The organism is Enterococcus sp. AZ009, assembly GCF_050548785.1.
In the GTDB taxonomy this organism is placed as follows: Bacteria; Bacillota; Bacilli; order Lactobacillales; family Enterococcaceae; genus Enterococcus_D; species Enterococcus_D entomosocium.
Genome location: NZ_CP172960.1, coordinates 1,376,287 through 1,387,421, shown reverse-complemented (window position 1 = coordinate 1,387,421; position 11,135 = coordinate 1,376,287). Strand labels below are relative to the sequence as shown.

The 11,135-nt window shown below is 43.1% G+C and carries 10 protein-coding genes and 1 other annotated feature; of the genes, 1 reads left to right on the top strand and 9 read right to left on the bottom strand.

Features of this window, described 5'->3' with window-relative positions:
* Nucleotides 1-7: 7 nt before the first annotated feature.
* From IGJ74_RS06705 to rpsB, 8 genes are all read right to left on the bottom strand, one after another.
* The gene (locus tag IGJ74_RS06705) at nt 8-1,717 is read right to left on the bottom strand and encodes a proline--tRNA ligase (RefSeq protein ID WP_218193240.1); all 1,710 of its coding nucleotides are present in this window, start codon (nt 1,715-1,717) and stop codon (nt 8-10) included.
* Between the two features lie 69 nt (nt 1,718-1,786).
* Entirely contained in the window at nt 1,787-3,055 is a 1,269-nt protein-coding gene (gene rseP, locus IGJ74_RS06700) for an RIP metalloprotease RseP (RefSeq protein ID WP_087664346.1), read from the bottom strand.
* A 150-nt stretch (nt 3,056-3,205) separates the two neighbouring features.
* Nucleotides 3,206-4,012, bottom strand: a complete 807-nt coding sequence (locus tag IGJ74_RS06695; RefSeq protein WP_005236992.1) for a phosphatidate cytidylyltransferase — start codon at nt 4,010-4,012, stop codon at nt 3,206-3,208.
* Nucleotides 4,009-4,809 (bottom strand): isoprenyl transferase, encoded by an 801-nt coding sequence (locus tag IGJ74_RS06690; protein ID WP_005236994.1) that lies wholly within the window; start codon nt 4,807-4,809, stop codon nt 4,009-4,011. Before IGJ74_RS06690 ends, IGJ74_RS06695 begins: the two co-directional genes overlap by 4 nt.
* Nucleotides 4,810-5,000: 191 nt before the next feature.
* Nucleotides 5,001-5,558 (bottom strand): ribosome recycling factor, encoded by a 558-nt coding sequence (gene frr / locus IGJ74_RS06685; protein ID WP_005229434.1) that lies wholly within the window; start codon nt 5,556-5,558, stop codon nt 5,001-5,003.
* Between the two features lies 1 nt (nt 5,559).
* Complete coding sequence (gene pyrH / locus IGJ74_RS06680; protein WP_005229433.1) at nt 5,560-6,282, bottom strand: UMP kinase; 723 nt, start codon at nt 6,280-6,282, stop codon at nt 5,560-5,562.
* A gap of 147 nt (nt 6,283-6,429) precedes the next feature.
* Nucleotides 6,430-7,311, bottom strand: coding sequence for a translation elongation factor Ts (gene tsf / locus IGJ74_RS06675; protein ID WP_218193241.1), 882 nt, complete (start codon nt 7,309-7,311; stop codon nt 6,430-6,432).
* A gap of 110 nt (nt 7,312-7,421) precedes the next feature.
* The gene (gene rpsB / locus IGJ74_RS06670) at nt 7,422-8,210 is read right to left on the bottom strand and encodes a 30S ribosomal protein S2 (protein WP_005229426.1); all 789 of its coding nucleotides are present in this window, start codon (nt 8,208-8,210) and stop codon (nt 7,422-7,424) included.
* A 301-nt stretch (nt 8,211-8,511) separates the two neighbouring features.
* Here rpsB and IGJ74_RS06665 point away from each other — a divergent pair, with 301 nt between their 5' ends.
* On the top strand, nt 8,512-8,982 hold the full coding sequence (locus tag IGJ74_RS06665) for an arginine repressor (RefSeq protein WP_005236999.1): 471 nt from the start codon (nt 8,512-8,514) through the stop codon (nt 8,980-8,982).
* Between the two features lie 83 nt (nt 8,983-9,065).
* Here the strand turns inward: IGJ74_RS06665 and argS are convergent, their stop codons facing one another.
* Complete coding sequence (gene argS / locus IGJ74_RS06660; RefSeq protein ID WP_218193242.1) at nt 9,066-10,757, bottom strand: arginine--tRNA ligase; 1,692 nt, start codon at nt 10,755-10,757, stop codon at nt 9,066-9,068.
* A gap of 127 nt (nt 10,758-10,884) precedes the next feature.
* Nucleotides 10,885-11,078: a binding site (T-box leader), on the bottom strand.
* Between the last annotated feature and the right edge of the window lie 57 nt (nt 11,079-11,135).

The following is an 11,135-nucleotide window of genomic DNA, read 5'->3' as shown; positions in this document are numbered from 1 at the left end:
TTCCGATTTATTCTTGGCTGGCTAATAAAATCGTCAAGGTCGAAGCGACTTCTTCTTTCCTCACTTCAACGGTTGCGCCAGTATGCTTGATTTTGATCTCCACGATGCCTTCTACGGCTTTTTTACCGATGGTCAAGCGAATCGGACAACCAATCAAATCGGCATCTGCAAATTTGACCCCTGCACGTTCATTGCGGTCATCCACCAATACTTGATAGCCGACTTGGTTCATCATTTCTTCTACTTCTTCACTTAAGGCATTTTGATAGCTATCTTCAATCGACGTTTGGATGATATGCACATCAAATGGGGCAATTTCTTGGGGCCAATCGATCCCAAACTCATTTCCGTATTGTTCGACGATTGTTGAAAGCAGCCGAGAAACGCCCAGACCATAACAGCCCATGATGATTGGTTGTTCATCGCCATTTTCATCGACAACCGTCGCTTCTTGGGCCTCGCTGTACTTGGTTCCTAACTTGAAGATATGCCCAACTTCGATTCCTCGCGTAAAGGTTAAGGTTCCTTTTCCATCTGGGGAAGGATCGCCTTCTTGAACCAAGCGAAAATCGGCAAAGGCTAGTGGTTGAAAATCACGGCCTACATTTGCATTGAGAAAATAGCTCTGTTTTTCTGCCGCTGGGACGATCAGATTCGCCATATCTTGGACATGCTGATCCGCATACAATTGGATCGAATCAGCAAGCTCAATGGGGCTGCGAAGTTGTGTGTCACTGGTCAGATAGGACTCGGCTTCTTCAGCAGTCAGGACCTTCACTTGATCAGCCGCTAAAAAATGCTTGATTTTTGTTTCATTGAGACTGTGATCACCTCGAAGCAATACCATAATGACTTGCTCGTCAACGAGCAGCAAAAATACTTGAACGATTTTTTGCAAATCCGTATCGTGTGTTTTCGCCAGTTCCTCTAACGATAATGATTCTTTATGAACGACTTTTTGTAACTCTAAGTAGGTCTCATGAGATTTTTTAGCGATATACTGACTAGTTGCTAGTTTCCAATTGGCGACATAGTCGCTTTCAGTCGAATAACAGATCAGCTCTTCGCCGATTCCAGACAATGCCAAAAACTCTTTTGAATCTCGGCCACCCATCAAGCCATTATCCCCGACCACTGCCCGATACTCGATCCCACAGCGTTTCAATATGGCATGGTAAGCCATTTCGTAGCGATTATAGGTTTGATCTAAGCTGGCTTCATCGGCGTGAAAAGAATAGCCATCTTGCATGATAAATTCACGGCTGCGAATCAATCCAAAACGCGGCCGCTGTTCGTCCCGATATTTCGTTTGGATCTGATATAAACTCAAAGGCAGCCGCTTATAAGACGTGATCTCGTTTTTGATCAATGTCGTGAACGGCTCTTCGTGAGTGGGCCCTAAAACGATCTCTCGTTCGTTTCGATCTGTCAACCGATACAAAGACTCACCATACAATGAGGCCCGTCCAGACTCCTTCCATGGTTCATACGGAAGCAAAGAAGGCATCGCCATCTCCACAGCATCGATTTCTGCCAGCTCCTCACGAATGACCCGTTTGATCTTTTCTAACACCCTTTGAGCTAATGGCAAGTAGACATAGATGCCTGCCGCCACTTGTCGAATATACCCTGCCCTAACTAACAGTTGATGACTTAACGTCTCCGCATCGCTGGGGGTTTCCCTCAATGTCGGAATCAAACATTTTGACTGTTTCATTTTTTTCTCCTTTGCTACAAAAAATCATGTTCACCCGATCAACAATTGATTTGCTTGTGCGTCTTATTTTTAAAAGAAGAAACGTTGGATATCATTCCAGGTAACGAGAACCATCAGCAGCATCAAAAACCCAAACCCAATCAGGGTAATGATGCCTTCTTTTTCTTGACTGATTGGCTTGCCTCGCACACCTTCTAAAATATTTAAAACCAGTTTCCCACCATCTAATCCAGGAATCGGCAATAAATTAAAGATCCCCAAATTGATGGAAATCATCGCCATCATGGCGATCACCGTTGTGACACCTTGCGATGCGGCTTGAGAAGACAGTTGGAAAATCGCTACCGGTCCGCCCAATTTATTGATATCTGGTTGGGCGATCAAGTTGCCGACTGCTCTAAAAATAACCAGCGAATTGTCAATGGTCGTTTGTAAGCCACCCAGTAAGATGTCTCCGATCCCAGTTTTTAACGAAGCCGTGATCCCTAAGAAACCGATCGTGGTCTCCCCTGATTCTTGACTCGCAGGAGTTGCTGTCAAATCAAGTGTTTCCGCTCCTCGTTTGACTTCTAGAGTAATCTTAGTAGCTGGGTACTTTTGGATCTCTGTCGTCAATTCTGACCAGTTGGAAACATCGACGCCTTCAACTGCTAGGATTTCGTCGCCATTTTTCAGCCCGGCTTCAGCTGCCGGGGTTCCTGCTTCGATTCCTGTCACGACGGTTGCATCTTGATTCGCGACACCACCTTGCGCAAACACCAACCCAGTGAATAAAACCAAGGATAAAATAAAGTTATTCATCGGTCCTGCAAAATTCGTCAGCATTCGTTGCCACAGCTTTGCAGACTGGAATTGAACGTCTTTTGGTGCGATCCGAACTTCAACGCCATCTTCATGAATGATCGTTGCGTCATGATCCACAGCGTACGTAACCGCTTCTTGTTCATTGCCGTTGATGAAGCCAGTGATCGTCAACTTCTCCTCCAAGTCAAAGTCGGTCACTTCCATGGGGATCGCTTGCGGCAATTGGATCTTTTTGCTTGTATTGATTTTGATGACTTTGCCAGTTGCATCTTGAACCAAGGAGACTGGCATGCCAGGCGTTAATTCAGTCTCATCTTCGCCCCAGCCTGCCATTTGGACATACCCGCCTAATGGCAGCATCCGAATCGTGTAGGTCGTCCCATCTTTCGCTTGATGCGCGAACAATTTAGGCCCCATACCGATGGCAAACTCTCTTACTAAAATACCTGCCCGTTTTGCAAAGAAGTAGTGTCCAAATTCGTGAATCACTACCACCACGGAAAAGATAATGATAAATACAAGTATCGTTTTCATGCTCGTTCCTCTCTTTCACAGCATCCCTCTCATTCAGGGCAGCCTTTCCTTATTTTATCACACCGGTTCCCGTTGAGGAACTCACATTCCCGTTGTAACAAGAATTTAAAAAAAGAAGCGCAAGCCAAGCCTGCACTTCTTAAAAATTTTCTAAAAGACACCGAATAAATACATGATTGGAAACACAAACAACATGCTGTCGAAGCGATCTAAGATTCCTCCGTGACCTGGCAGGATATTCCCTGAATCCTTCACGCCATAGTGACGTTTGATCGCGGATTCCACTAAATCACCAAATTGCCCAGCGATCGAAAAGAGGACCGTCAATAAAATCATGATGGCACTACCGTGTCCAAAATAATCTTTCCCAGGAAATGCTAATAGATACAAACCAGCTACGACCACCGCAGCAGCAATCCCGCCTAGGGCCCCTTCGATGGTTTTATTAGGAGAAATCTCCGGCCATAATTTTCGTTGGCCGTAACGCCGTCCCACCATGTAAGCCCCAATATCCGTTGCCCACACGATAAACAGCCCGAAAACTAAAACAACTAATCCATCCGTTGCTGACCGTGCCGTCAAGAAACGTTCAAACCCGACACCGGTATATAAGCTAACGATCACCGGAAACCCAGCTTCATCGATGGTATACGTATTTTTCGAAATAACTGCGATCCCTAGTAACAAAAGAACGATCAGATAGTACAAGGCACTTTTATCTGTCCCCTCTGGCAAAAAGAAAAACCAGCGTTCTTGAGGCAAAACTAAGATCACCGCTCCGAGGATTGAAAGAATTCCTTCAAAACTGAAAATAGCTAGTCCTTTCATCCGAAATAATTCATAAACACCAATTCCTGCCATTGCTGCTGCCAGCAATTCGACGGCAATACCGCCAACATAAATAATTGGCAGGAAAAAGGCTAATGCGACGACCGCAGTGATTACACGTTGTCTCACTCTTCTTCCTCCTCTGTTTTCAAACCGCCAAAACGCCGGTTTCGTTGTTGAAAGCTCCCAATCGCGTCCTCTAATAACGCAGCATCGAAATCAGGCCAGAGCGCCTTCGTAAAGAATAACTCGCTGTATGCAATCTGCCATAACAAGAAATTACTGACACGTTCCTCACCACTCGTTCGAATCACCAATTCAGGATCCCGCAAAGGGCTTGGTAAAAAACCAGTCATCAAATGCGTCCCCAGCATGTCTTCCGTGAGCTCTGGTAGGGCTTCGCCGGAAGCCGAGAGTTCTTCATAAAGCGCTTGGACAGCTGTCAAAATTTCTGCGCGGCTGCCATAATTCAAAGCAAAATTCAAGATCATTCCCGTATTGTCTTTGGTTTGGTCGATCGCTCGCTTGACCGCTTCTTGCGTGTGTAGGGGTAAAGAATCCGTGAACCCCATCACTTTGACTTGAACATTTTCTTTGATTAGCTCAGGAACAAAGGTGTCGAAAAAGTCGACTGGTAGTTGCATCAAAAAGTCTACTTCCTCGTTCGGCCGTTTCCAATTCTCTGTCGAAAATGCATAAAGCGTCAATACCTTCACACCTAAGTGTGAAGCGTGTTTCGTGATTTTCTTTACCGTCTCCATGCCTTCTTTGTGGCCAGCTACTCTTGGCAAGCGCCGATTTTGCGCCCATCTGCCGTTACCATCCATAATGATCGCGATGTGTTGGGGAATCGGCAGTGATGGATCAAATTCATGTTCAGCCGCTTCTTTGATATATTTGTCTTTTTGTGGAAAAAAACGCAGCATCGTATTCGCTCCTCTTCCAATTCTTGAAATTCATCTTTTACATTATAACAATAATCAGATTTCTTGCCTATGAAAACCAAGAAAAGATTTCCATATTAAGAAAAAACAAAAAAACAGCTGTCATATTCAAGTACATGAGATAGTTTCGCCCATAAAAAAAGAGCCGCTGAAGCGACTCTTCGTCATTCCTTTTAAACTTCAAGTAATTCTTGTTCTTTTTCAGCTGCGATGGCATCGATTTCTTTGATGCTGTTATCTGTAGCAGTCTGCACTTCTTTTTCAGATTCCCGCAAATCATCTTCTGTGATGTCGCCAGCTTTTTCTTGTTTCTTGTAAGCTTCCATGGCATCCCGACGAATGTTACGGACGGCGATTTTCGCATTTTCAGCTTCTTTTTTCACGTCTTTTGCTAATTCTTTACGGCGTTCTTCCGTTAATTGAGGAATCACCAAACGAATCACTGTTCCGTCATTGGCAGGCGTGATACCAATATCACTTTGCATGATGGCTTTTTCAACTTCTTGGATCATTGTTTTGTCAAAAGGTGTGATCATCAAAATTCTTGCTTCTGGAATCGTAATTGAAGCCATTTGGTTCAAGGGTGTTGGTACACCATAGTAAGTAACCATTACGCGGTCTAAGATGCTCGCGTTCGCGCGGCCAGCACGGATTTGTCCTAGTTCCCGCTGCAAGTTTTCTGCTGCTTTTTTCATTTTGTCTTTTGCTTCTGTTAAAATTTTGTCAGCCATGTTATTTCCCCCTTACTGTCGTTCCAATATGTTCACCTAAAATGGCGCGGCGAATGTTTCCATGCTCATTCAAGTTGAATACGACTAATGGAATATCGTTGTCCATACTTAATGAACTTGCGGTTGAATCCATTACTTGCAATCCTTTAGAAATGACTTCTAAATGGGTCAATTCTTCAAATTTCACAGCACTTTGGTCCGTTTTAGGATCTGCTGAGTAGACGCCATCAACATTGTTTTTCGCCATCAAAATGACATCAGCGTTGATTTCAGCTGCCCGTAAGGCTGCGGTCGTATCAGTTGAGAAATAAGGGTTTCCGGTTCCGCCTGCAAAAATGACGACCCGCCCTTTTTCTAAGTGACGTTCTGCTCTGCGACGAATATAAGGCTCTGCGATTTGACGCATTTCGATCGAAGTTTGGACACGCGTTGGTACACCAGCATTTTCTAGCGTGTCTTGTAATGCTAAAGCATTCATCACAGTCGCTAACATGCCCATGTAATCAGCTTGTGCTCTTTCCATCCCCATTTGCGCGCCGATTTGTCCACGCCAAATGTTTCCGCCGCCGACCACGATCGCCATCTGTACGCCTAATTCGTGGACTTCCTTGATCTCTTTAACGATCTCTTGGATCGTCGGTGGTTTGATCCCAAAGCCTTCGTCACCCGCTAATGCTTCACCACTTAATTTTAATACAACACGTTGATATTTTGGTTTGCCCATCATGATTCCTCCGTACATTCTCCAATACTATTGTAGCATATTGGTGCTCTTTCGTTGAAAATTATCTACACTATTTCTTCAAAAACCGTTTTTGCTTAAAAAAAGGGAGCGCACTTCCATGCGTTCCCATCTGTTCGAGGAACAGAATTATTTTTTCACTTGGCTCATTACTTCTTCAACGAAGTTGTCTTCGCGTTTTTCGATACCTTCGCCGACTTCAAAGCGGACAAAAGATTTCACAGTTGCGCCTTTTGATGCAACATATTTTTCAACTGTCATATCTGGGTCTTTAACGAATGGTTGGTCAACCAAAGCGATTTCTGCTTTAAATTTCTTCAAGCGTCCTTCAACCATTTTTTCAACGATGTTCGCTGGTTTGCCTTCGTTCAATGCTTGTTCTGTCAAGACTTGTTTTTCATGATCCAATTCTTCTTGAGAGATTTGTGCTTCGTTCACGTAGCGAGGGTTGATCGCTGCAACGTGCATTGCAACATCTTTCGCAACTGATTCGTCAGTTGTTCCTTCAATAACAGTCAATACAGCAATACGTCCGCCCATGTGTAGGTAACCGCCGAAAGCAGCATTGTCATCTTTTTCAACAACTTCAAAACGACGGAAGCTGATTTTTTCTCCGATTACTTGTGTTGCTTCGATCAACGCAGCATCCATTGTGCCTTTAGAAGTTTCTAATTTTAAAGCAGCATCCATATCAGCTGGTTTGTTTGCTGCGATTACTTCAGCGATTTCTTTTACTAAGTCTTGGAACATTTCGTTTTTAGAAACGAAGTCAGTTTCTGAGTTCACTTCAACGATTGCTGCTGTGTTGCCGTTGATTGCTACAGATGCTAAACCTTCAGCAGCAATACGGTCGTTTTTCTTCGCAGCTTTTGCCATACCTTTTTCACGTAATAAGTCAACGGCTTTTTCGATGTCGCCTTCTACTTCAACTAATGCACGTTTTGCGTCCATCATTCCTACACCAGTCATATCGCGTAATTCTTTTACTAATTTAGCTGTTACTTCTGCCATTTTTTGTTTCCTCCTAAATGTTTTTAAACAAGATTGCTTGTCTTTAAAAAAAGCTGTTTCAAAGGAGAGTGAGGCTTGGCGCCTAGCCTTTGAAACAGCTCCATCATTTATTATTCAGCTGATGCGTTGTCGCCTTCGACAACATCAACGATTTCTTCGATTGAAGTTGCGTTTTCTGTTGATTCAGCAGCAAAATCTTCTTCTGCTACTTGGTCTTCGCCTTGGTTACCTTCGATGAAAGCATCTGCCATTTTCGCAGTGATCAATTTAACGGCACGAATAGCGTCATCATTTGATGGGATAACAACATCGATTTCGTCTGGATCACAGTTTGTATCGACCATCGCTACGATCGGGATATTTAATTTGCGTGCTTCTTGGATCGCGATACGTTCTTTACGTGGGTCAACAACGTACATTACATCTGGAATTCTTGGCATATCAGCAATACCGCCTAAGAATTTTTCAAGACGTTCGCGCTCTTTGTTCAAGCCAACGACTTCTTTTTTAGGAAGAACAGCAAATGTACCATCTTCTTCCATTTTGTTGATTTGTTTCAAACGAGCAACACGTTTTTGGATTGTTTCCCAGTTTGTCAAAGTTCCACCTAACCAACGATGGTTAACATAGTATTGACCTGAACGGATTGCTTCTTCTTTGATTGCTTCTTGTGCTTGTTTTTTAGTACCTACGAACAATGCAACGCCGCCTTCTTCAGCAACATTTTTCATATAGTCGTAAGCTGCGTCTACTAATTTCACTGTTTTTTGCAAATCAATGATGTAGATGCCGTTTCTTTCTGTGAAGATATATTTCTTCATTTTTGGGTTCCAGCGACGAGTTTGGTGACCAAAGTGTACGCCGGCTTCTAGTAATTGTTTCATTGAGATTACTGCCATGTTGTGTTTCCTCCAATTTGGTTTTTTGTTTTCCTCTCTTGCTCTTTTACTCTTTGAAGAACTGAATCGATCAGCACCGCTTCGCAGATGGAACAAGATGTGGGATTGACGTGAAAAACTCACGCCTTAAACAGTATACAGTAGCTAAAAAAGAAATGCAACTGATTCAAATGAAAAACTACGATTCGTGGTTCAGCTTTTTTTTAACGTTCTAATTCTTTTCTTATTATATCTAGGTTTTTTCGGTGTTATCTGCTATGATAAGGCTGACTTAATCAATCATGCTTAAAGGAGTTTACCTATGCGAAAAGCTGATCGCCATTTACTTATTAGACAAATCATTACTGAACATACTGTACGCACGCAAGAAGAATTATTGCAGCAATTGGAAGTCCAAGGCGTCTCCGCCACGCAAGCGACTATCTCTCGGGATATTCGTGATTTGAAAATCGTGAAAGTACCTGATGAGTCAGGTCAGACAAAGTTTGTCATTTTTCAAGGAATGCAAGCTTCTGAGGATGAAAAAGAAGAAGAGCAGCGTTTGATACAGATGATTGAAGACGTTGTCACTAAAGTAGATCGTGTGCAATTCATGACGTTGATCCATACCGTTGCGGACAATGCGCCTTTGCTTTCGGCAGCGATCGATGAAGTGACCATGCCAGAAAAAGTTTGCTCGTTGGCGGGCTTTGATACAGTAGCGGTGATTTCCCGCAGCGACGAAGACGCTGAAACTTTTTATCAATTTATCAGAAACCACGCGGTCTTATAAAACACCGAACAAATGTGACCTATCTGTATTTTCACTACAAAAAAGCTGTGCCCTTGTCGAAACAAGTGACACAGCTTTTTTTGTTACATTTTGTCAGGTGCATGTAAACCAAGCAACCGTAAATCTTCTTTTAATAAGGTCGTTACGGCATATACCAGAGACAGACGTGCGTCTTTTTCCGCATCCTCAGCCAAGATTTTCACATTGGCATAATACTTGTTAAAGGCCTGTGCCAATTTGATGGCATGTTTGGCAATGACGGATGGTTCATATTTTTCCGCCGCTTGCATGACCGTTTCTGGGTAGCGCTGAATCAGCTTGATGACTTCCCAGCTCTCAGTATCTGCCAACGCCAGACTGCTGACAGCAGCAGGATCAAAGTCGGCTTTTTCAAGAATGCTCATGGCACGGGCATGAGAGTATTGCACGTAAGGACCGGTCTCTCCTTCGAAACGGACAACTTCTTCTAGCGTAAAGTCGAAATTATTCAAACGGTCATTTTTCAAATCGTGGAAAACGACTGCCCCGACACCGACTTGTTTTGCTACTTCTTCTTTGTTTTCAAGTGTTGGGTTCTTTTCAGTGATTTGTTCTTTCGCTGAATCGATCGCTTCATTCAATACTTCTTCTAAAAGAACGATCTTGCCTTTTCTTGTAGACAGTTTTTTCCCATCTTTGGTGATCAAGCCAAATGGTACGTGGGTCATATCATCTGCCCACTCAAAGCCCATTTCCTTCAAAACAGCTTTTAATTGTTTGAAGTGATAACTTTGTTCATTCCCTACCACGTACAATGATTTGGCAAAATTGTAGGTCCGTTTGCGGTACAGTGCGGCAGCCATATCCCGCGTGATGTAAAGGGTCGCACCATCGGATTTGCGGATCAAGGCCGGATTTAAGTCATAGGCAGCCAAATCAACGATCTCTGCCCCTTGGTCTTCTTTTAGCAAGTGTTTTTCTTCTAATAATTCCACGACTTCTGTCATTTTATCATTATAGAAAGCTTCGCCATTCAATGAATCAAAGGAAACTTCCAACATATCATAGATTTTATTGAATTCTTTTAATGATTCATCACGGAACCATTGCCACAAATCCATTGCTTCTTGGTCACCATCTTCTAGTTTCTTGAACCAAGCTCTCGCATCATCTTCTAATTGCTTATCTGTCTCGGCTGCTTCATGAAAATCAACATACAAACGTAATAGTTCGTTGATTGGTTCCGCTTTGACCGCTTCTTCTGACCCCCACTTCTTATAGGCAACGATCAATTTCCCAAATTGTGTGCCCCAGTCGCCTAAATGGTTGATGCGAATTGGCTGATAACCGATTTTTTCTAAAATAAAGCCGATCGAGTTACCAATCACAGTGGAACGCAAATGCCCCATTGAGATGGGTTTGGCAATATTTGGTGAAGACATATCGATCGGTACTGCTTGCTGATTGCCGATGGTTTGATCGCCAAAATGATTTTTTTCTTTGAGAACCAGCTCTAAGACATGGGCAGAGATTGCTTTTTTATCCATAAAGAAGTTTAAATACGGACCGACCACTTCAATTTTTTCAAAAGACGCTTGATCGATTTTTTCTGCTAAGTCTGCGGCAATTTGCTGCGGCGCTTTCCGATAGACTTTTGCTAGCGAGAAGGCTGGGAATGCCACATCCCCATGGTCGGCTGACTTTGGATTTTCCAGTAATTGCTGAACTTGTTCGATCGATAGATCTTCTTTTACTACTTGATGGATCGCTTGTGCGACGATTTCTTTGTTATTCATAGTATCCCTCCTATAATGACTGAACCCATTTTTTGATGAAACGTTGTTTGAAGCAAGCAAACAGTTGTATGTTTTTCATGCAAGAAATGATTGATAAAAACAAAAAAGCCTCTAGCGCATAACTTGCACTAGAGACGAGATTTCCCGCGGTACCACTCTGATTGTCCTTTTCGGACCCACTTTTTTCTGATAACGGCAGAATTCCGTTTGCTTAGCAAATTCTCACAAGTGCGTTTCACAATCTGATCAATTCGGCTTCCACCACCCCGAACTCGCTAACTGATACTCGAATCGCTACTTCTCTTGTTTCATCAAATCAAGGCTATTTACTTCCCAGAAAGTATAGCAAAGAAATGTTTGTTTGGCTAGCGAGATTCT

What these genes read in the sequence shown, in the direction of transcription:
- IGJ74_RS06705 (WP_218193240.1), bottom strand. Translation starts at nt 1,717, where the DNA reads ATGAAACAGTCAAAATGTTTGATTCCGACATTGAGGGAAACCCCCAGC.
- rseP (WP_087664346.1), bottom strand. Translation starts at nt 3,055, where the DNA reads ATGAAAACGATACTTGTATTTATCATTATCTTTTCCGTGGTGGTAGTG.
- IGJ74_RS06690 (WP_005236994.1), bottom strand. Translation starts at nt 4,809, where the DNA reads ATGCTGCGTTTTTTTCCACAAAAAGACAAATATATCAAAGAAGCGGCT.
- frr (WP_005229434.1), bottom strand. Translation starts at nt 5,558, where the DNA reads ATGGCTGACAAAATTTTAACAGAAGCAAAAGACAAAATGAAAAAAGCA.
- pyrH (WP_005229433.1), bottom strand. Translation starts at nt 6,282, where the DNA reads ATGGGCAAACCAAAATATCAACGTGTTGTATTAAAATTAAGTGGTGAA.
- tsf (WP_218193241.1), bottom strand. Translation starts at nt 7,311, where the DNA reads ATGGCAGAAGTAACAGCTAAATTAGTAAAAGAATTACGCGATATGACT.
- rpsB (WP_005229426.1), bottom strand. Translation starts at nt 8,210, where the DNA reads ATGGCAGTAATCTCAATGAAACAATTACTAGAAGCCGGCGTACACTTT.
- IGJ74_RS06665 (WP_005236999.1), top strand. Translation starts at nt 8,512, where the DNA reads ATGCGAAAAGCTGATCGCCATTTACTTATTAGACAAATCATTACTGAA.
- argS (WP_218193242.1), bottom strand. Translation starts at nt 10,757, where the DNA reads ATGAATAACAAAGAAATCGTCGCACAAGCGATCCATCAAGTAGTAAAA.